Below are 21,380 nucleotides of genomic sequence, written 5' to 3'. Positions count from 1 at the left end.
GCCTTGTTGGGGGTGGTACTTACTTTGCACTGGGAACAATTTCTATCCAATAGCCGTCAGGATCAGAGATAAAGTAGATGCCCATGGCGGGGTTTTCGTAGCAGATGCACCCCATCTCTTGGTGGCGGGCGTGAAGGTTTTCGTAGTCATCGGTGACAAAAGCCAGATGAAACTCGCACTCTCCTAAATTGTAGGGCTCTGTGCGATCCCGCAGCCAGGTCAACTCTAGAGTGAAGTCGCTCTGGCCATCGCCCAGGTAAACCAGTTTGAAGGAACCGTCTTGGGCAAGATGCTCCCGCACGGGGGACAGATCCAAGGCGTTGCGGTAAAATTCCAGACTTTTGTTCAGATCCAGTACATTGAAGTTAAAATGCTGAAATTGAATCATATGGGCCACTCCTCCGGGAAAAATAGACAAGCCATATTATACCTGAGCGTTGGCCTCTCTGCAATACGGTTGACGTAATTTGCTCCAACGCTTACAATAAGAGCATCACTGAACACGCCGGGAGGGAACCAGATGGATCTGACCTTTTTGACGCATACCCCGCTATTTCGTGATATGGATGCCCAGGATATCTCCTCTATGCTGGGGTGCCTGCGGGCCAGGGAACAAACCTATGCAAAAGGGCAGATCATCTATCATGCCGGAGACCATGTCACTGCCATGGGCATGGTGCTGAATGGCAGTGTGCGGATACAGAGAGATGACTTCTGGGGCAATACCAGCATTCTCTCCACCTTGCAGCCGGGACAGATGTTTGCAGAGACCTACGCCTGTGTTCCCTGCCAGCCGCTTATGGTGAGTGTGGTGGCGGAACAACCCAGCTCTGTCTTGTTCCTGGAGACACCGCAAATGCTGCGTGTGTGCAGCAACGGATGTGTCTTTCACCAAAAGCTGGTGGAGAACCTGCTGATGATCTCAGCCCAGAAAAACTTGGAGTTGTCCAGAAAAATCGCCTGTACCACGGCCAAAACAATCCGGGGAAGGTTGCTTACCTATCTCTCCCAGCAGGCATCCCAGCACCAAAGCCCCACATTCACCGTTCCTTTCAATCGCCAACAGATGGCAGATTTTTTGAATGTGGAGCGCAGCGCCCTGTCCAACGAACTGAGCAAAATGCAGCGGGATGGACTGATGCGGGTGAATGGCAGGCGATTTACCCTATTAGTGGAATCCTCAGACACCATATAGCTCCAGGCAACAGGAAAACGAGGATTGTCAAGCAGAGGATTATCATATACAATAAAAAAACTTACGCTTTCATCTAAGGAGGACGCAGTATGCGTGACTTTTTACCAATATCCAGAGCAGATATGCAGCGGCGAGGATGGGACCAGTGCGACTTTGTCTATGTCATCGGGGATGCCTATGTGGACCACCCTTCCTTTGGACACGCCATCATCAGTCGTGTGCTGGAGTCGGCAGGGTATAAGGTGGGTATCATTTCCCAACCTGACTGGAAGAATCCACAGTCCATTACCATTTTGGGGCGGCCTCGCCTGGGCTTTCTGGTCACTGGTGGCAATATGGACTCCATGGTCAATCATTACAGCGTGTCAAAGAAACACCGCAAGATGGATGCCTTTACACCTGGTGGGGTTATAGGAAAGCGCCCGGACTACGCCACTGTGGTGTACTGCAATCTCATCCGCCGGGTGTATAAGGACATCCCCATCCTCATTGGTGGCATTGAGGCCAGCTTGCGCCGGATGGCGCATTACGACTACTGGTCGGATAAACTCAAGCGCTCCATCCTGTTGGACAGCCAGGCAGACATTCTCATGTACGGCATGGGAGAGCGCTCTGTGGTGGAGGTGGCAGATGCCCTGGACAGTGGTCTCAAGCCTCAAGACATCACCTTTGTGGATGGCACTGTGTACCGTGCCACTCAGGTGGACCTGATGGTGCCGTACCTCACCCTGCCATCCTTCCATGAGCTGTTTGAGGATAAGCGGAAGTATGCCCAGAGCTTCTATACCCAGTACTGCAACACGGATCCCTTCTCTGGGAAGACACTGGTGGAGCCCTACGGCCCCAAGGAATACGTCATTCAGAATCCGGCCCAGAAGCCTTTGAGTCAGTCCGAGATGGATCGAGTGTATGGACTACCCTATATGCGTACCTACCATCCCTCCTATCAGCAGGCAGGTGGCGTGCCTGCCATTGAAGAGGTGCGCTTCAGCTTGGTCTCCTGCCGCGGCTGCTTTGGTGGGTGCAGCTTCTGTGCCCTTACCTTCCACCAGGGACGCATTGTGCAGACCCGAAGCCACGAATCCATTTTGGCCGAGGCCCAACAGATGGTGTGGGAGCCGGACTTCAAGGGATACATCCACGATGTGGGCGGCCCCACTGCAAACTTCCGGCACCCATCTTGTGAGAAACAGATGACCAAGGGAGTCTGTCCCACCAAACAGTGCCTCTTCCCCAAACCTTGCAAGAATCTGGTGGCTGACCACCGGGACTACCTATCTCTGCTGCGCAAGCTGCGCAGCATTCCAGGCGTGAAGAAAGTGTTCATTCGCTCGGGTATTCGCTTTGACTACCTGTTGGCTGACGCTGATGACACCTTCTTCAAGGAATTGGTGCAGCACCATGTGTCCGGTCAGCTGAAGGTTGCTCCAGAGCACATTGCTGATCCTGTATTGGAGAAGATGGGCAAGCCACCCAGAGCTGTGTACGACAAATTCTTGGCTAAGTATCGGAGGCTCAATGAGCAATTTGGCCTGAAGCAATTTGTGGTGCCATATCTCATGTCTTCTCACCCAGGCTCCACGCTGAAAGAAGCGGTGGCGCTGGCAGAATACCTCCGAGATTTGGAATATATGCCTGAACAGGTGCAGGATTTCTACCCCACTCCCTCTACCCTGTCCACGGCGATGTACTATACAGGGGTGGATCCTCGTACTATGAAGCCGGTGTATGTACCCACCAATCCCCACGAAAAAGCCATGCAGCGGGCTTTGATTCAGTACCGGAACCCCAAAAACTATATGTTGGTTCATGAGGCTCTGGTGCGGGCTGGACGTGAAGATTTGATAGGCTACGATAAGCATTGCCTGATTCGTCCCAAGGGCGGACAATGGGCCGGGAAAAAGCCGGGAGAGAACGGCTTCCATACCCAGAAGCCCCAGGAAAAGCCGAGGGGAAAAACCAAAACAGGGGCGGCTAAACCTGAGGTTAACAAGGACCGCCACCCCAAGAAAAAGGCAGGGTGGGCTGTGGCCAAACCCAGCAACTCAAGAAAGAAACGCAGTGGCAGAAAGTAATCGGGTGAAACGATGAGATTTTCAGAGATCTTTCCTGTTTGGGAACAGCTTACTCCGGCCCAACAAGCACTGTTGGAAGGCTCAGCAATCTATACCCACGCTGAGAAAGGGACGGTGCTGCACAACGGCTCCGCAGATTGCCTGGGGCTTCTGCTGGTGTGCAGCGGACAGTTGCGAGGTTATATCCTTTCTGACGAAGGACGAGAAATCACCTTGTATCGACTCTTTGAACGAGACATGTGCCTGTTCTCTGCCTCGTGTATGCTCCAGAGCATTCAGTTTGACATTCAGATCCAAGTGGAAAAGGATGCAGACTTCTGGGTGATCCCACCGGATGTGTACAAATCTCTCATGGAGCAGTCCCCTGCTGTGGCCAATTTCACCAATGAAGTGATGAGCACCCGGTTTTCTGAGGTGATGTGGCTGATGGAGCAGGTGATGTGGAAGAGCTTTGACAAGCGTTTGGCGGACTTTTTGCTCCAGGAAAGCGTGCTGGAGGGCACTTCTCACCTGGAACTGACCCACGAGAAAATTGCCAACCACATGGGTACAGCCCGTGAAGTGGTGACCCGGATGCTCCGCTACTTCCAACAGGAGGGGCTGGTGTCCCTCTCCAGAGGCGTGGTGGATCTGGTGGATGAGAATGCCCTGAGAGAATTGAGTAATGAATGAAAAAATCGGCTGCTATCGCCATGGATAGCAGCCGATTTTTACTTATTGTTGCTGTACTTGGCCTGACAAATCAGCTGGGTCATGGTGCCCATAGGGCAGTATACACACCAGGAGCGGGGCTTGAAAAGCACCATGGTGATGAGTCCCAGCACGGTGGAGGTGAGCATGACGCTGTAAAATCCAAAGGCAAACTGAGCCACCCCAGGAGAAAAGAGAGCCCCGTGGTAGGCCCAGTGCCAAGGCAAACGGAAGGTCCACAGAAGGGTTACCGCCTGGGACAGGGACTTAACACCTGCAAACACCAGATAGGTGTTCCACAGCATCAAAAAGAACATGATGAAGAAGAACACCAGGAAACCATACCGAAAAGCCTTGCTTTTCATCCACTTTGGTATGTCTCGGCGGCGGGATAGACCGAATCGCCCGCCCAGCAGAGCGAACAGCTGACCACGACCGCAATAGCGGTTGCAATAGCTTTTTTGCCCGGTGGCTACTGAGAGAATCAGGGGGATGAAAAAACACAGCAGCCCCAGCCAGGCAAAGAGAATGTTGAAAAAGCCTAGGATGAGATAAGCTGCGGACAGGACCCAAAGGTAATCATACCAGTGTTTACCCTTCATCGTGCCACCTCCTCCACGTGAATGATGGAAGCAGGACATTCTTTCACGCATTTGCCGCACCCCACACATCGGGCGGAATCCACTTTGGCATAGAGTCCGTGGAACACCTCAATGGCGGATAATGGGCACACCTTGGCACAGCAGCCACAGGCTACGCACAGGGCCTGCTCTACAACAGCACGACGTTTGACTGGAATCATAGCATTGGCCTCCCTAAATTGATTGAGGCTATCATACTATGATTTTCAAACAACGTCTGTGACCAAATCACACGGAGGAAGAGAGCTGGGGAAATACCTGCTTGGCGATATCTGCAGATTCTTTGGCATCTTTGGCGTAGAAGTCAGCCCCAATTTGGCGGGCATATTCCGGGGTAAGCACTGCCCCGCCCACCATCACCTTACAGGGTAACTTTGCCTTGTGCAGTTGGAAAATGGTTTCCTCCATGCTCTTGACGGTAGTGGTCATCAGGGCAGACAGACCCACCAGAGGGGCCTTGTGCTGCCGGACGGCCTCCACCACCTTCTGCGGATCCACATCTCGGCCCAAATCTATCACGGTATAGCCGTAATTCTCCAGCAGCACTTTGACGATATTTTTGCCGATGTCGTGAATGTCGCCCTTGACAGTGGCCACCACGATGGTGCCTTGGTTCACCTGCTCCTGCCCTCCGGTGGCCATATGCTGACGGATAACGTCAAAGGCGGCCTGAGCCGCCCCAGCGGACTGGATGAGTTGGGGCAGAAAGACTTTGTTTTGCTCAAAATCTGTACCCACACGATCCAGAGCCGGGATGAGCATTTCATTTACGATGTCCATGGGCTGGCAATCCACCAAAAGGGTCTGAGTTGCAGCAGCAGCCTCTGCCTTCAACCCTGCTTGTACCGCATCTTCCAGTGTTCTGGTGCCTGAGGGCTGCACCGATGAGTTTGCAGAGCTGTTACTGGTGATGGAGGTGGAAACGGTGGCGTTTCCATAGGCTGCAATAAAGTCGGCGGCGTTTTCATCCACGGTGGTGAGTAGATGATAGCAGCGCACCGCTGCCATCATCGTGTCCACATTGGGGTTCATAATGGGCAGATCCAGTCCTGCGGCCATGGCCATCGTCAGAAAGTTTTGGTTGACTAAGCCACGAGCGGGCAGGCCGAACGAAATGTTGGATACCCCGAGTACGGTTTTGAGACCCAGTTCCTCTTTCACCTGCCGGAGGGCTGCAAGAGTCTGCACCGCCCCAGTGGGCTCGGCGGATACAGTGAGGGTCAGGCAGTCGATGTAGACGTCTTCCTTGGCGATGCCGTATTCTTGAGCACGTGTGAGAATGTGGCGTGCGATGTCTACCCTTTGACTGGCGCTTTGAGGAATGCCCCGTTCATCCAAGGTCAGGCCTACCACTGCGGCGCCGTACTTCTTCACCAAGGGGAGAATGTGGCAGCTTGCGGCATCTTCTCCGTTGACAGAGTTGACAATGGCCTTGCCGCAGTACACACGCAGTGCCCGTTCCAGAACCTTTGGGTCGGTGGAGTCCAACTGCAAGGGTGCATCGGTGACACCTTGGATGGCCTTCACTGCCGCTACCATCATTTCTACTTCGTTGATGTCAGGCAAACCCACATTGACATCCAGAATATCTGCCCCTGCGTCCACTTGGGCCAGAGCCTGGCCCAGCATATAGTCCACATCCCCACGGCGCAGGGCTTCTTTCATCAATTTTTTGCCGGTGGGGTTGATGCGCTCGCCAATGACCCGCACGCGGTCGATGGGCACCACCTTGGTGGCACTGCACACTGCCGGGGGCACACTGCGAGGCACGCAGCGCACCTGAGTCTCATGGAGCGCATGCCGAAGCAGACAAATATACTCCGGGGTGGTGCCGCAACAGCCGCCAAACACCTGCACGCCCAGCTGGGCACAGGTTGCCAGACTCTGGGCGAATTCCTCTGCGGTGATATCGTAGCCGGAGCCATCCGGATGAGGAAGCCCTGCATTTGGCTTGAGGACGATGGGGAGCGTAGTCCAGACGATCAGTTCCTCCACAAGCGGGGGCATTTCCCGGGGGCCCAGAGAGCAGTTGATACCGATGGCATCCGCACCCATTCCCTCCAGCGTGAGGGCGGCGCAGGCGGGGCGGCAGCCCAGAAAGGTGCGTCCGGTGGCCTCATAGGTCATGGTAACCATGACAGGCAGCTGGCTGTTTTCTTTCACAGCCAGCAGGGCAGCACGAGCTTCCTGCAAGTCAGTCATGGTCTCAATGACTACCAAATCCGCCCCGGCAGCGGCTCCGGCCCGAACAACTTGTGCGAAGATGTCCACTGCATCTTCAAATTCCAGAGTTCCGGTGGGCTGGAGCAGCTGGCCGATGGGGCCAATGTCCAGTGCTACCAGTCCCCTCCCCTGGGCTACCTGGCGGGCCAACGAGACGGCAGCGTGCACAACCTCCTCCACCGTTGCGCCACAGTGGGCCAGTTTTTCCCGGTTGGCGCCAAAGGTATTGGCATAGATGATTTGGCTGCCTGCATCCAGGTATGCCTTGTGAATGTCCAGCAACCACTGGGGGTGCTCCAAAGCTACCAGTTCAGGTGTGGCTCCGGTGGGCAGCCCTTTGGCTTGCAGCATGGTGCCCATGGCTCCATCCAACAAGATGGGCTGACCAGAGGCCAGCAGTTTACGTAGTTCCACAGTGTCCACCTGCCTTTCGATATTGACAATGTCCCCCGGCGGGGCAGCTCAAACAGCTGCGTTTGGCATGATGTATCGGCGCGTGGGAGACTCCCACCAGCGCCGTCACCGACTTGCGGGGGGTTAGAATATGGCTGGAACTGGCGCACAGTCCCAGTGTGCGGGGAGCGTCCAACAGGTTCAGTAAGGGACCCTGAACGGACAGAGGTAAGTCTCCATATCCGGGACTAAAACGAAAGGGAAAGAAACAATCCGGATATTCCCCGTGAATATGAGTTTCTATCTGGTCGCACAGCTGCTCTACTGCTGCTGTGGCGCAGCAATCCAGGCAGAGGGCCTGGAGCATATCCCGGCTCTCTGCCTGGCGGATGAGTCTGTCAACTTGGGCAGACAAGGTGGCACAAAACACCACCACTTGAGAGCAGCCCTGAAGATGAGCAGCAATGTCCTGCCCCGGCAGTAACAGCCCAGAGGACAACCGCACACCGCCCTGCTCCTGGGTAATGGAGAATGCCCGATGCGTCCATCGGGGCCGGACTGCTTCCAATAAAGTATGGGTGCACTGGGCCACCGTCTCTCTCAGAGATGTATCTGCTTGCTGAGGGGGACAACCCATGTACCGCAGTACCTCGTCGCTGTCCACGAACGTCAGAGTAAATGGACTCATACGCTGCGAATGGCGGAAATGCTGTCACTGATTTGACGGGCCACCTGGGGATTGTTCATGGTGTACAGGTGGATTCCATCTACCCCTGCGGCAATCAAATCAGAAATCTGATCAATGGCGTAGGCAATTCCCGCCTCCCGCATGGCCTGAGGGTGGTCGCCGTACCGGGCCAAGATCCGGGTGAGTTTTCGGGGCAGAGATGCGCCGCACATGGAGACCATACGCTGAATGGAGGATTTACTCAGTACCGGCATGATGCCCGCCTCGATGGGCACTTCAATGCCGGCCAAACGGCACCGCTCCAAAAAGCGAAGAAAGTCATCGTTGTCAAAAAACAGCTGGCTGACCAGGTGAGATGCACCGGCATCTACCTTCTGTTTTAAGTAGCGGATGTCGGAAACAATATCCGGGCTTTCTGGGTGCCCTTCGGGGTAGCAAGCTCCAGAAATGCCGAAGTCGCCATGCGCTCCGATCCAGGATACCAGGTCATTGGCGTGGAGAAAGTCCGTATGGGCTGGAATATCAGGGTTGCGGTCACCACGCAGGGCCAAAATATTTTCTACCCCACCCTCTTGAAGTGTCTTCAGAATTTCCAGTGAGTTCTCTTTGGTGCACCCCACACAGGTGAGATGGGCCATGGCTGTAATGTGATAGTCGTGTTGGATCATGCAGGCAATTTCCTGAGTGGAGTGGTTCACAGCGCCAGAACCTCCGGCACCATAGGTCACACTAATAAAGTCAGGGCGAATGTCCCGAAGTCCATCCAGCGTCTGATATATACTGTCGATGGGCGAATCCTTCTTTGGGGGGAAGATTTCACAGGAGAAAACAGGACGCCCGTGTCCAAATAATTCTGCAATTTTCATGGGGCACCTCACTCGTTTGCTTTTTTTCGCTAAATAGCTGCATATGCTGTGAGTATACAGGAAAAACAGGTAAAATGCAAGACTTCCCAGTGGGAGGCAACAAGATGTTAAGAAAGTGTAAAATCTAAATTTTGCTGCAAATCGCTCCGATTTGTAATGAAATCTGCATTATATCACAAAAGCGGGAAAATTATCATAGTATAGCTAGAGTTTGAAGAAAAAATGGACGTAAATAAAAAGTTGCTATTCTAGCCCAATGGGTGCAAACACGAAAATGCAAGAAGAAAAATGAATCTTGCAAGAAAAGAGTGGTTGACAAGGTGGCGCTATGTTTGATACTCTACGTGTAGTATGTTAAATTTCAAACTATGTCACGGAAAAGAGGTTGCGGTACATGAACGTGTTATTGGAAGAGTTTGTGCTCCCCCCCGACTTGGAAAAAATACTGGATAACAGCCCCAGTATCATCATTCCCAAGACGGAGGAGATGCTGTACAGCCTGATTTTTGGCAATAACGGAACCAATACCAATCAGGTAGATGTATGCTACCGGATCAACGGTGAACTGGTGAAGGAAGCTGTGGTCTCTCGTTGTAAAAACGGTGCTGCGGTCAACTTTACCGAGGACTATATGCGTCGCCGCGATCCGGATTGTATGCGCATCGGCGATGATTTGCCCACGGATAAGCCCCGCTTCAAGGATGTGTATGGTTACGACTTTGATAAATTGAAGGTGGAAACCTACAAGTGGCTGGCCCGTCAGGAGCTGATCCTGGTCCCCTTTATGGCAGGCGGCAAGAAGTACGGCTATGAGGCACTGTTGGTCTGCCCTCGCAATGCTGCCTTCTTTGCCTTTGCGCTGTCTCAGCTCCAGGCCTTTGTCAGTGCTCAGGATATTCACAACTTCAAGCCTCGAGCCATTGTCTATGTGGCACCTCCCTTCCGCCACACCCATTTCAACGGCAAACAGGTGTGCGTACACAATCGTACTGAGGATCGCCACGAGGTGTTCTCCTACAACCTCTATCCCGGTCCCTCTGCCAAGAAGGGAATTTATAGTGTACTGCTGGACATTGGTGAGCAGGAGGGCTGGGTGACTGCCCACGCCTCTGCCGCCCGCATTGTCACCCCCTATGAAAACGAAATGGTGATGATGCACGAGGGCGCATCCGGCGGTGGCAAGAGTGAGTTGCTCCAGGATGTACACCGTGTGCCCGATGGCCGAGTGCTGCTGGGTACCAACCTGGAGAACGGTGAAAAGGATTACCTGCACATGAGCGATACCTGTACCATCTATCCTGTCACCGATGACATGGCCATTTGCCACCCCTCTTTCCAGACCGAGAGCGGAAAGCTGGCTCTGTATGATGGCGAGGACGGTTGGTTCCTTCGTGTAGACGGTATCACTGAGTATGGCAGCGACCCCATGTACGAGCGTATCACCATTCAGAGTGAGAAACCCCTCATGTTCTTTAACATTGATGGTGTGCCTGGCGCTACCTGCCTGATTTGGGATCATACCATGGATTCCAACGGGAAGCCCTGCCCCAATCCTCGGGTTATCATTCCCCGTGATATGGTGGACAACATTGAAAAGGCTCCTGTAGAAGTAGATGTGCGCAGCTTCGGTGTTCGTATGCCGCCCTCCTCTGCTGCTCATCCTGATTACGGTATCATGGGCCTGATGCACATTATCCCCCCTGCCCTGGCCTGGCTGTGGCGTTTGGTTGCTCCTCGTGGCTTTAAGAACCCCAGTATCAGCGGCAACTCCCCCTTGGCCAGCGAGGGTGTGGGCTCCTACTGGCCCTTTGCCACCGGACAAAAGGTGGTGCAGGCTAACCTGTTGCTGGAGCAGATTCTCAACTCCCCCAACACCAAGTATGTGCTCATCCCCAACCAGCACATTGGCGTGTATCGCATCGGCTTTGCTGCGGAGTGGATTGCCAGAGAGTATTTGGCCCGCCGTGGCGGTGTTAACATGAAGATGGACCGCCTCACACCTGCTCCCTGCGCACTGCTGGGCTACTGCATGAATGAGATGAAAGTAGATGGCCAGGAGATTCGCACCACCTTCCTCCACCCTGAGACCCAGGAACAGATGGGAATGGAGGGTTATCAGAAGGGCGCTCAAATCCTCTATGACTTCTTTGCAAAGGAGCTGGAAGCCTTCGATGTGGAGGAGCTGCATCCTGTGGGCAAGCAGATCCTGGAGTGCTTCAAAAAGCGTGGAAGCATTGAAGACTACTGCGCCATTACCCCCCTCGGACTGAAATGAGATGAACCCCCTCAGCTTTCCGGAATCAGAAAGCTGAGGGGGTTCTTTGCCCCACCAGCATATGCCACTTGCATTTGGGACTTATTTTGGCTAAAATAGCATATGAATTACAACAAGGAGGAGATTGCCATGCTCTTGGAAATCTGTGTGGACAGTGTAGAATCTGCCCAGGCTGCTGTGGCCGGCGGAGCTGATCGATTGGAGCTGTGCGGAAACTTGCTCATTGGAGGCACCAGTCCCAGTCCGTTTCTCATTGAAGCGGTGAAAAAGTTAGATATTCCGGTTCGTGTGCTGCTGCGTCCACGCTTTGGTGATTTCCTCTATACCTCATCGGAAAAGGAGATTCTCCTAAAAGAGGTGGAGATGTGTCGGTCTATGGGCGTGGATGGCGTGGTGCTGGGAGCGCTGCAGGCAGACGGAACTTTAGATGTGCCCTTCCTAACCTCCCTGGTACAGGCTGCAGGTAGTATGGGGAAAACCCTGCATCGTGCGTTTGATGTTTGCGCTGACGCACAGCAGGGTCTGGAGACAGCTGTGGCTCTGGGCTTTGATACCATACTTACTTCCGGACAAGCCGCCACAGCAGTAGACGGCTTGGAGACATTGGCTCAACTTCAGAAACAGGCACAAGGGAGAATCACTCTGCTGGCAGGCAGCGGTGTGTCCGCTGATAACATTGCGCTGATTCGGGATCGAACGGGAATCACTTCCTTCCATATGTCCGGGAAGCATACGGTGGACGGTGGTATGAGATTTCGGCGAGAGGGTGTACCCATGGGTCTTCCCTTTGCCAGTGAATATCAGCGGGTGTATACCAGTGAAGAAGAAGTGCGTCGTGCAAGCCGTGTACGGAACGCTTGATCGCATATGCAGAAGTGATTTTGCACAAAAAATTTTCGTAAATTTTGTGAATGAGTCCGGTATTATTGCTTTTATCTAAAACACTATTGACAAATCCCAGCTCATTTTATAATATTTATCCAGTAGCTTGGATTGTTACCGCATGAGCGGGCAAAACCGGGACTCACCTTGACGAGGTTACAGAGCTGAAATGTCTGGGCGGTGCCCAATTCTCTGTGAGCGGGTGAGGCCTGGTTTTTCTCTTTGCTCGTCCTTCTATTACCCCTAAGAGGAGGAATTACGGTGGTATTCCACGTGCTTAAAACGATCAACAACAATATAGTCAGCTGTTTGGATGAAACCAATCAAGAGCACATCGTCATGGGACGAGGTCTGGGGTTTGGTGTCAAACAGGGTGATGAGATTGATCCGGAGCGTGTGGAGAAGGTATTCAGCGTTACAAATCCGGCAAATTTGGAGCAGATGAAGGATTTGTTGGCTCGCTGTCCTCAGCCTCAGGTTGAATTCTGTACAGAGATTATCCAGTATGCCAATCAGGTTTTGGAGCATCCACTGAATGAGGGAATTTATCTGACTTTGTGCGACCATATCAGTTTCGCCATTCGGCGAGCGGAGTCCGGGATGGAATTTACCAATGCGCTGCATACCGAGGTCCGGCTCTTTTATCCCCAAGAGTACAACATCGGATGCCATGCCCTGAGTGAAATTCAGCGGCGTTTTCACGTCACCCTCCCCCAGGATGAAGCTGCTTCTATTGCACTTCACTTGGTGAATGCTGAACACGAGATGTCTTTAGGGATTACTTTGAAAGTAACACAAGCCCTGGGACAAATGATTCACACGCTGGAGTCAGACGAAAGATTTCAAGTGGATCGCAATACGCTCTACTATGATGAGCTTGTGATCCATCTGAAGTTCTTGGCGCTTGATCTTTACTCTCCCCGCAGGGCGCACCAGCCGGATTATGATTTTTCTCAACTGGTGAGGAATGCGCTGAGCCAGGAATTTCGCTTGGCTGAGGTTCTCACCAGTGAGTTGGAGAAAGCCTGCGGAGAGAAGTTATCAGAGGAACAAAAAGCCTATTTGGCTGTTCATCTACATCGCATCAATAAAGGAAAAGAAGGAGTGAAGGAACATGGGACTGTTTGATAAGCTGCTGGGCAAGGGCACCCGTGACGAAGGACTGGTGATTTATGCCCCCCTGGACGGCGAGGCTGTTGCTGTCAGCGAGGTAAACGACCCCACCTTTAGCGAAGAGATTCTGGGCAAGGGTGTGGCTGTGCGCCCCACCGGCACTCAGGTGGTTGCTCCCTGTGACGCTACTGTGGAGATGATGTTTGATACCGGCCACGCTGTGAGCCTGCAGTGCGATAACGGCGCTGAGATTCTCATTCACGTGGGTCTTGAGACAGTCAACCTCAAGGGCACCCACTACACTGTCCATGCCGCCAACGGCGACAAGGTGAAGAAGGGCCAGCTGCTCATTACTTTTGATCGTGAGGCCATTAAGGCCGCTGGCTATGACACCATTACTCCCATGGTGGTGTGCAATTCCGACAGCTATTCTCAGGTGGAAGCTCACACTGGCCCCGTCAAGGCCGGCGATGTGCTGCTGACCCTGAAGAAATGATGAAGTTTAGAGAAAAATTAGGAGGCACGTTATGACACAAGGTACAGGTTTGCCGGTTTGCGCCGGCGTAGCCATCGGTCCTGCTTACCTCTATCGCAAAGGACAGGCAACCCTGCCCGGTTCCTGTGGTGATGCTGCCGTGGAGCAGCAGAAGTTTGAGCAGGCCAAGGACGTAGCACTTTCTCAACTGCAGCATCTGGTAGATCACGCCACCAAGGAGCTGGGCGAGGAGCAGGCCATGATTCTGGATGTCCAGATGATGATGCTGGATGATTTGGACTATCTGGAGAGCATTCAGACCAAGATCCAGAACGGACAGGGTGCGGCTCAGGCTGTGAAGCAGACTGGTGAGGAGTTTGCCAAGGATTTCGCTTCCATGGATGACTCCTATATGCAGGCTCGTGCAGTGGATGTACGCGATGTATCTACTCGCGTGGTCAACATTCTCTGTGGCGGTAGTTCGGGTTTTGAGATGGATCAGCCTGGCATTCTGGTTGCAGAGGATCTGACCCCCTCTGAAACCGTTCAGCTTCCCAAGGATAAGATTTTGGCCTTTGTTACCCAGCACGGTTCCGCCAACAGCCATACCGCCATTTTGGCCCGCATCATGGGTATCCCCTCCCTGGTGAAGGCTGACATCGCCATGGATGACTCCCTGAGCGGTCAGATGATGGTGGTGGACTGCATCGAGGGCAACTATTACATCCAGCCCGACGATGAGACGCTCAAGACCATGACTGAGAAGCGCGAGGCCGTGATTCGCCACCAGCAGGAGCTGGAGGCCTACCGTGGTAAGCCCTCCGTGACCCGCAATGGTCAGAAGATCAAGCTGTACGCCAACATCGGTAACCCCTCCGACGTGGAGCACGTCATCAAGGGCGACGCCGAGGGCGTGGGCCTGCTGCGTAGTGAGTTCCTCTACCTGGGCCGCGAGGATTATCCCACTGAGGATGATCTGTACCAGGCCTACCGCAAGGTGGTTGAGGGCCTGCAGGGCCGTCCCTGCGTCATCCGTACTCTGGATATCGGTGCTGACAAGCAGGCTGACTACTTCAACCTGGACGCCGAGGAGAACCCCGCTCTGGGTCTGCGCGGCATCCGTATCTGCATCCGCCGTCCCGAGGTGTTCCGCACTCAGATGCGCGCCATCTACCGTGCCAGCGCTCACGGCCCCGTCAGCGTCATGTTCCCCATGATCGCCTCTGTCTGGGAAGTCAAGCGTGTGCGTGAGATGTGCGATGCCTTCCGCAAGGAGCTGGAGGAGCAGGGCATCCCCGTGGGCGAAGTGGAGCACGGCATTATGATCGAGACCCCCGCCGCCGCCGTCATCAGCGACGAGCTGGCCAAGGTGGTTGACTTTTTCAGCATCGGCACCAATGATCTGACCCAGTACACCCTGGCTGTGGACCGTCAGAACCCCTCTCTGGAGGAGTTTGGCGATACCCACCACCCCGCCATCATGCGTCTGCTGCGGATGATTGCCGAGAATGCCCACAAGGCCGGCATCTGGTGCGGCATCTGCGGCGAGTTGGGTGCCGATCCGTCTTTGACCGAGACATTCCTGGATATGGGTTACGACGAACTGTCCGTCTCCCCCACCCGGGTGTTGGAATTGAGAAAGAAAGTTTGCGAAAGCGAGGGTAAACACCAATGACTACTTTTAACTACGTGATTCAGGATCCTCTGGGCATCCACGCCCGTCCCGCTGGCCAGCTGGCCAAGACTGCTGGCGGCTTTGCTGACTGTGACATCAAAATCACTGTCAACGGCCAGACCGCTGATGCCAAGCGCATCATGGGCCTGATGAAGCTGGGCGCCAAGCAGGGCCACACCCTGACTGTCACCTGTGAGGGTGGCGATGAGGCCGCTGCCGCTGCCGGTATGGAGGCTTTTCTGAAGGCCAACCTGTAATCCATTCATAAAAAGCATACTCCTGCGTTCTTTTTGGGTGTAGAAAGGTGGCCGTCGTGGGCGACGGCCACCAAAAAAGGGTCAGTGCAAACTGACCCATACATCTATTGAGGGAGGGTATCATTTATTATGATGCGATTTTTACAACGTCTCGGCAAAGCATTGATGCTGCCCGTGGCTGTTCTGCCCATCTGTGGTATTCTGATGGGTATTGGTTACTGGCTCTGCCCCGCCTACATGATGGGCGGCGCTGTGGCTGAGGGTCTGGGCTATGCTACTTCTGGCCTGGGCTATTCCATCGGCTTCTTCCTGATCAAGGCCGGTGGCGCTCTGATCGACAACATGGCCATTCTGTTCGCCATCGGCGTTGCCGTTGGTATGGCTGACGACAAGGAAGGCACTGCCGGCCTGGCCGGTCTGGTGTCCTGGCTGATGATCACCAACCTGCTGAGCACCGGCACTGTGGGCGCAGTTGCTCCCTTCATGCTGCCTCTGGATGCTGAGGGTGTCATCGATGCTACCAGCACCAACTTCATCGCCTTCTCCAAGATTGCCAACCCCTTCATCGGCATTCTGTCTGGCCTGATTGCTGGTCTGTGCTACAACAAGTTTAAGAACACCAAGCTGCCTGACTGGCTGTCCTTCTTCAGCGGCAAGCGCAGCGTGGCTATCGTCACCGGTCTGGCCTCCATCGTGGCCTCCGTGATCCTGCTGTTCGTGTGGCCCGTGATCTTCGGCGCTCTGGTCGCTCTGGGCCAGGGCATCGCCAAGATGGACGCTGTTGGCGCTGGCCTCTATGCCTTCTTCAACCGTCTGCTGATCCCCACCGGCCTGCACCACGCTCTGAACAACGTGTTCTGGTTCGACACCATCGGTCTGGGCGACCTGTCCAACTTCTGGGCTGGTAAGACCACCGCTGATGTGTCCTGGAGCCTGGGTATGTACATGTCCGGCTTCTTCCCCTGCATGATGTTCGGTATTCCCGCTGCTGCTCTGGCTATGTATCACACTGCTAAGCCCGAGAAGCGCAAGGCTGCCATGGGCATCCTGCTGTCCGCCGCTATCGCTTCCTTCGTTTGCGGCGTGACCGAGCCCTTCGAGTTTGCTTTCATGTTCCTGGCTCCCGGCCTGTACGTGATCTATGCCCTGCTGTACGGCATCTTCGTGGCTGTCACCACCGTGGTTGGCTTCCGCGCTGGTTTCTCCTTCTCCGCTGGTTTGACCGACCTGATCTTCTCTGCTGCTCTGCCTGCCGCTCAGAAGACTCTGTTGATCATTCCTCTGGGCATTGCCGCTGCCATCGTCTTCTACATCGTGTTCCGTGTGGCTATCGTCGCTCTGAACCTGAAGACTCCCGGCCGTGAGGATGACGACACCGACGAGGAGCAGAACATCGCTCTGGCTAACAACGACTACACCGAGATTGCTAAGCAGGTTCTGGAAGGAATCGGCGGCGCTTCCAACGTGACCTCCGTGGACAACTGCATCACCAGACTCCGTCTGGAGGTTAAGGACTCCACCCTGGTTGACGAGAAGAAGGTTAAGGCTGTCTCCGCTGGTGTGATCCGTCCCAGCAAGACCTCCGTTCAGGTCATCATTGGGCCCAAGGTCCAGTTCGTGGCTGACGAGTTCAAAAAGCTGGTAAAGTAAGTTCTACCTGACTCCCAAAAAGAATGTATTTTCATGAGAAATTTCTCATAGAAAATTCCCTGTCCCGCTGCCCACAGTGGGACAGGGCCTTTTTTATTTATTCATGATAAAACGGTCTGTTCAGTTAATCTGAACAGACCGTTTTATCAATACAAATCAAGTGATTTTTGATAGCAGTAGATATAGAGAGCTTCTTCTCCCCTGCTGACGGGAAGGAGACGGTGACAATGTCTCCAACTCGGTTGAGGACAATTCCCTGCCCATATTTTTTGTGGTGAATGGCCATTCCAGAAGAAATGGAAAGACCCTGATTTTCTGTCTGTTTGGGAGACTGTGGCGGGAACAACTCCTGGGTAAAGCAGGAGGATAGCTGTTCATTACGAAAAGCAAGTACCCACAGAGTGTCTTTAGCACGTGTCATGGCCACATAAAAGAGACGCCGTTCTTCTTGATAAGCATCGAAGTTTTCCTCTCCATCAGATACCTTTGGAAGGAGCCCGTCCAATACATCCATGAGAATCACATGGGGATATTCCAGGCCCTTGCTGGAATGTATGGTGGACAGTGTGATGAGCTCTTGTCCATCATTTTTCCCCTCGCTAACCAACTGGTACAATACCTGCAATCGTGCCAGCAAATCCTGAGGTGTTGGCTCATATTGTCCCAGGGCTTCTAAAATTTCGGCTTTACCCAAGTCTCCGCCTCGTTCCTCCGCATACTTTCCATATCCCATATAGTGGACGATGCGGTAGATGGCCTGATGGGCAGGTTGGCAAACCAGGTTGTTGCAGTGTGTTTGCAGAGCTGCACACTGCTTCCGAGACCAGGGACTGAGCATCGAGCATTGGGAGAGAAACTCCAAAATGGTCATCCCCTCCCCTTCACAGCGAGCTACGGCTTCCACCGCCGCTACCCGACTGATGCCGGCCCCCAGTTTATAATAAATATCCAGGAAAAGACCGCCATGACAGGGCTGATAGGCGAAGCGGATGATGTTGCAGATGTCCCGCACCACTCGGTGGGAAAAGAAGCCGCAGTCCACCTGTCGGCAGCGATAGCTGATTCCCTGGCGCTGGAATAGGTCAATGAGAGGGATTGTACTGTCATTGTCCCGATATAAAATGGCAATGGGATGGGTGGCCTCTTTGGCCACTCTAGCCAGATATGTATATTGACTTTTGCGATCCCACACCGTAACTTGCCGGATATCTGGCCCTCTCCGTCCAGTAGAAATCATCTGCTTTGGATGTCGATTGGCGTTTTTCTCAATAAAGGACTGTGCTGCGGTGACGATCTCCCGGGTGGAGCGATAATTGGTTTCCATATACAGAACTTTAGCGTTAGGATAGGAGCTTTGAAATTGGAGCAGGGCCTGGGGATAGGCGGCCCGGAAGCCGTAGATGCTCTGATCCTCATCCCCAACCATAAAGAGGTTCTGACTATGTTGAGCCAACAGGGCTATGATACTGTGCTGGATTTTAGAGGTGTCCTGGGCCTCGTCCACACAGAGGTAGCGATATCGCTGCTGAAAGTAGCGCAGAACTGGAGGACACAGACGGAGAATTTTTCGTGCGTACACCATTTGGTCGTCATAGTCCATCTTTTGCTGTTGCTGCAAGGTCTGATTGTAAGCTCGATACAGGGCTGGAAACTCCACTCCATCTACCTCCACCTGCTCCAGTGCATCATCCTTGAGCATTTGGTTTTTAGCGTAGGTGATGGCAGTCTGTATGGACTTGATGGTGCTTTCAGTAGCATACTCCTGGGTAAGCTGATGGTACAAGCTGCCGATCAAGGCACTTTGCTCTCTGGCATCCTCCATCAAGGCATAGGCCTTGCGTCCTGTCATGCGCTCATAACAAGAGATAATACGGCTGCACACCCCATTGATGGTGCGAAACTCCAGCCGCTTGGCATACTCAGCCCCAAAGAGTGCCGCAAATCGTCCACGCATGTCTTGGGCTGCCGAGACCGTGTAGGTCATGGTGAGGATGGATTCGGGTGCAATGCCACAAGCCAGTACCATGTAGCCGATGCGGCTGACTAAGACGGTAGTTTTCCCACTGCCAGGGACTGCTAACAGCAGCACTGGGCCATCCAATGTCTGGACGGCCAGTTGCTGCTGTTGATTGAGGGATAGGTGATAGGTATTCAAAAACTGGGTCAGTGTCATGATAGACTCCGTTGTCTGTGATTTTATGGATGACATATGTTGCAGGGGGTGTAGCCCTGTTCCAGCAGCTGCTTCCGGGTGCCTTGGTAATCTTGACGGTTGGATTCCTTCATGTCCTGCACGCCGGAACAATCCGGGAGATGAAACTTCTTGGAGTTGGTGTTGAGAACGTAATGAGTGTCCATACCTTCAGAGGGTGAAACGCTCTCGTCCAGCCAGCTCTCCCCGGTTTCATAGTCGATGACCACACCGGGCTGGACGTTATAGACGTAAACGTTGAAACAGATACCCTCGCCGCCGTCTTCTACGGAGTAGGCCTCCATCTGAACGCCGGAGGCAACCAGATCATCCCCCTGAAACACAGGGGTAACTCGATAGAGGACGTGATTGTCCGTCTCCCTGACATAGTCTGCCACCTGGTTTTCGAAGGGAAGCATCCCCTCCACATTGAGATACCGTGTGCCTGTAATGAGGTTTTCCTTATTGGCATTCTCACCAGCCAACTGAAATCCAATGAGATGGCAACGGTTGTATAGATATCTTCCGTCTACCACGTCGTAGGTCACTGTGTGCCAGCCGGAGGGCTTCACTTGCCCGATCTCCCCTCTCTCCTCCGTGGGCATCAGCTCCGTGCAGATGTTGGCATAAGCGACACCGCACCGCCCTAACTCATCCAAGGAAGAATAGGTTTCAAAGGCTTCGGTGGCAAAATCAGACTCCTGGAAGCCCGGCACATTATCTTGGAGCACCACATAGGGGGTATCCTCATAGGGAGGCAGGGAATCTAAGGTATAAGTAATCTCATTGGAAGACGGTGAAGCACTGGGTTGAACAGTGGTGGCAGGGAGACTTTGTGTTGGCACAGAGGTGGTGGAACAGCCAATCATCTGCACCGCCATCAGCACAGAAAGGCAGAAAATCAATATCTTATTCTTCATGGCTGACAATCCCGCTTTCTGCCACAGCATCTACAATTCTCTCCATCACATCCACCGGCTGAACCAGGGCAAACCGCACATGCCCTTCTCCCAGAGGGCCAAAGGCAGAGCCGGGCGTGCACAACAGTCCGGTTCGTTCCAGTAATTCAAAACAGAAGTCCACAGAGTTGTGATACCCTTGGGGCAATGGCGCCCAGACAAACATGCTGCCCTGACTGTCTGGAACATCCCAGCCAATGGAGCGCAGACCACCGCACAGGGCATCACGTCGGGCTTGGTATTCCTGCCGATTGCGTGCCACGCTTTCCTGAGGTCCATTGAGGGCTGCAATGGCCGCATACTGCACCGGCAGGAAGATGCCATAGTCAATTTGGGAGCGCAACCTCCGGAATGTCTGAATCAGTTCTCTGTTGCCAAGGACGAAGGAAATACGAGCCCCAGTGAGGTTATAGGTCTTGGATAGAGAGTTAAACTCCACACCAACCTCCTTGGCCCCCTCGTAGGCCAGAAAAGATTTACCTTCCCGGCCGTCAAAGATAATGTCGGAGTAGGCATTGTCGTGGAGAATAATAATGTTGTTTGCTTTGGCAAAGGTAATGAGCTTGTGGTAGAACTCGTCCGGTGCCGTGACACACACGGGGTTGGCAGGATAGGACACCACCATCAACCTGGCCTTTTGGGCTAGCTCCGGGTCAATGGCATCCAAATCTGGCAGATACCCCTTCTCCTTGATCAAAGGATAACGGACTATATGGGCGCCACACAGAGCGGGGCCCATTTCGAAAATAGGATAGCCAGGATCAGGAACCAGTACCACGTCTCCCGGGTCACACAGTGCCCAGCCAACGTGAGTCAGCCCTTCCTGAGAACCGTAGACACTCATCAACTCGTCAGGTGCTAATTTGACCCCGTAGCGACGGAGATACCACTGCTGTACGGCATCCACCAGCTGGGGCAGTTCAGTGAGGGAGTAGTGATAGTTGTCCGGGTCGGATGCCGCCTGAGCCAGTGCCTGTACCACATGTGGCTCGGGAAGAAAGTCCGGGGTGCCGATGGACAGGTTATAGACGGGCAACCCCTGGGACAGACGCTGCTGACGGCGTTCATCCAGGACGTTGAAAATACCAGGCTGGAATTGTTCCATGCGCTGGGCCTCTTTGTATTGCATGAC

Annotated in this window: 19 protein-coding genes; 10 read left to right on the top strand and 9 right to left on the bottom strand. The window is 53.6% G+C overall.

Annotation, left to right across the window (positions count from 1 at the left end):
- Positions 1–19 precede the first annotated feature (19 nt).
- A complete protein-coding gene (locus H9X86_RS03200) occupies positions 20–388 on the bottom strand; it encodes a VOC family protein (RefSeq protein ID WP_204900141.1) in 369 nt (122 codons plus the stop codon).
- A 132-nt stretch (positions 389–520) separates the two neighbouring features.
- Here H9X86_RS03200 and H9X86_RS03195 point away from each other — a divergent pair, with 132 nt between their 5' ends.
- The 3 genes from H9X86_RS03195 (at position 521) to H9X86_RS03185 (ending at position 3,942) form a co-directional block, all read left to right on the top strand.
- Positions 521–1,195 carry a Crp/Fnr family transcriptional regulator gene (locus tag H9X86_RS03195; protein ID WP_204900140.1) on the top strand — a complete coding sequence of 225 codons (675 nt, stop codon included), beginning with the start codon at positions 521–523 and terminating at the stop codon, positions 1,193–1,195.
- An 89-nt stretch (positions 1,196–1,284) separates the two neighbouring features.
- Complete coding sequence (locus H9X86_RS03190) at positions 1,285–3,270, top strand: YgiQ family radical SAM protein (RefSeq protein ID WP_204900139.1); 1,986 nt, start codon at positions 1,285–1,287, stop codon at positions 3,268–3,270.
- A 12-nt stretch (positions 3,271–3,282) separates the two neighbouring features.
- Positions 3,283–3,942, top strand: a complete 660-nt coding sequence (locus tag H9X86_RS03185; protein WP_204900138.1) for a Crp/Fnr family transcriptional regulator — start codon at positions 3,283–3,285, stop codon at positions 3,940–3,942.
- A 38-nt stretch (positions 3,943–3,980) separates the two neighbouring features.
- Here the strand turns inward: H9X86_RS03185 and H9X86_RS03180 are convergent, their stop codons facing one another.
- From H9X86_RS03180 to metF, 5 genes are all read right to left on the bottom strand, one after another.
- A complete protein-coding gene (locus tag H9X86_RS03180; RefSeq protein ID WP_204900137.1) occupies positions 3,981–4,562 on the bottom strand; it encodes a 4Fe-4S binding protein in 582 nt (193 codons plus the stop codon).
- Positions 4,559–4,762, bottom strand: coding sequence for a 4Fe-4S binding protein (locus tag H9X86_RS03175; protein WP_204900136.1), 204 nt, complete (start codon positions 4,760–4,762; stop codon positions 4,559–4,561). Before H9X86_RS03175 ends, H9X86_RS03180 begins: the two co-directional genes overlap by 4 nt.
- Before the next feature lie 67 nt (positions 4,763–4,829).
- Positions 4,830–7,238, bottom strand: coding sequence for a homocysteine S-methyltransferase family protein (locus tag H9X86_RS03170; protein WP_346011425.1), 2,409 nt, complete (start codon positions 7,236–7,238; stop codon positions 4,830–4,832).
- Positions 7,225–7,905 carry a methionine synthase gene (locus H9X86_RS03165; RefSeq protein WP_204900135.1) on the bottom strand — a complete coding sequence of 227 codons (681 nt, stop codon included), beginning with the start codon at positions 7,903–7,905 and terminating at the stop codon, positions 7,225–7,227. The genes H9X86_RS03170 and H9X86_RS03165 overlap by 14 nt, the downstream gene beginning before the upstream one ends.
- Complete coding sequence (metF, locus tag H9X86_RS03160; RefSeq protein ID WP_204900134.1) at positions 7,902–8,771, bottom strand: methylenetetrahydrofolate reductase [NAD(P)H]; 870 nt, start codon at positions 8,769–8,771, stop codon at positions 7,902–7,904. The genes H9X86_RS03165 and metF overlap by 4 nt, the downstream gene beginning before the upstream one ends.
- 394 nt (positions 8,772–9,165) lie before the next feature.
- On the opposite strand from metF, the gene H9X86_RS03155 reads away from it, so the two are divergent.
- The 7 genes from H9X86_RS03155 to nagE all read left to right on the top strand — a co-directional run bounded on the left by H9X86_RS03155 (position 9,166) and on the right by nagE (position 17,098).
- Positions 9,166–11,046, top strand: coding sequence for a DUF4914 family protein (locus tag H9X86_RS03155; protein ID WP_204900133.1), 1,881 nt, complete (start codon positions 9,166–9,168; stop codon positions 11,044–11,046).
- 129 nt (positions 11,047–11,175) lie between these two features.
- Positions 11,176–11,907, top strand: coding sequence for a copper homeostasis protein CutC (locus H9X86_RS03150; RefSeq protein WP_243416809.1), 732 nt, complete (start codon positions 11,176–11,178; stop codon positions 11,905–11,907).
- 282 nt (positions 11,908–12,189) lie between these two features.
- A complete protein-coding gene (locus H9X86_RS03145) occupies positions 12,190–13,056 on the top strand; it encodes a PRD domain-containing protein (protein ID WP_204900131.1) in 867 nt (288 codons plus the stop codon).
- Positions 13,043–13,537 carry a PTS sugar transporter subunit IIA gene (locus H9X86_RS03140; protein WP_204900130.1) on the top strand — a complete coding sequence of 165 codons (495 nt, stop codon included), beginning with the start codon at positions 13,043–13,045 and terminating at the stop codon, positions 13,535–13,537. Before H9X86_RS03145 ends, H9X86_RS03140 begins: the two co-directional genes overlap by 14 nt.
- 31 nt (positions 13,538–13,568) lie before the next feature.
- Positions 13,569–15,191: a phosphoenolpyruvate--protein phosphotransferase gene (gene ptsP, locus H9X86_RS03135; protein WP_204900129.1), complete on the top strand. Its 1,623-nt coding sequence runs from the start codon at positions 13,569–13,571 to the stop codon at positions 15,189–15,191.
- Entirely contained in the window at positions 15,188–15,448 is a 261-nt protein-coding gene (locus H9X86_RS03130) for an HPr family phosphocarrier protein (protein WP_204900128.1), read from the top strand. The genes ptsP and H9X86_RS03130 overlap by 4 nt, the downstream gene beginning before the upstream one ends.
- 129 nt (positions 15,449–15,577) lie before the next feature.
- Positions 15,578–17,098: an N-acetylglucosamine-specific PTS transporter subunit IIBC gene (nagE, locus tag H9X86_RS03125; protein WP_243416808.1), complete on the top strand. Its 1,521-nt coding sequence runs from the start codon at positions 15,578–15,580 to the stop codon at positions 17,096–17,098.
- 124 nt (positions 17,099–17,222) lie between these two features.
- Here the strand turns inward: nagE and H9X86_RS03120 are convergent, their stop codons facing one another.
- The 3 genes from H9X86_RS03120 to H9X86_RS03110 are packed head-to-tail and all read right to left on the bottom strand — an operon-like array spanning position 17,223 to position 21,377.
- On the bottom strand, positions 17,223–19,271 hold the full coding sequence (locus H9X86_RS03120) for an ATP-dependent helicase (RefSeq protein ID WP_204900127.1): 2,049 nt from the start codon (positions 19,269–19,271) through the stop codon (positions 17,223–17,225).
- A gap of 23 nt (positions 19,272–19,294) precedes the next feature.
- Positions 19,295–20,209: a DNA/RNA non-specific endonuclease gene (locus H9X86_RS03115; RefSeq protein ID WP_204900126.1), complete on the bottom strand. Its 915-nt coding sequence runs from the start codon at positions 20,207–20,209 to the stop codon at positions 19,295–19,297.
- A complete protein-coding gene (locus H9X86_RS03110) occupies positions 20,199–21,377 on the bottom strand; it encodes an aminotransferase class I/II-fold pyridoxal phosphate-dependent enzyme (RefSeq protein WP_204900125.1) in 1,179 nt (392 codons plus the stop codon). Before H9X86_RS03110 ends, H9X86_RS03115 begins: the two co-directional genes overlap by 11 nt.
- Between the last annotated feature and the right edge of the window lie 3 nt (positions 21,378–21,380).

Source organism: Pseudoflavonifractor capillosus, from assembly GCF_016902575.1.
GTDB lineage: Bacteria > Bacillota > Clostridia > Oscillospirales > Oscillospiraceae > Enterenecus > Enterenecus capillosus_A.
The sequence above is the reverse complement of the archived record's forward strand: the minus strand, read 5'-3'. Positions and strand labels throughout refer to the sequence as shown.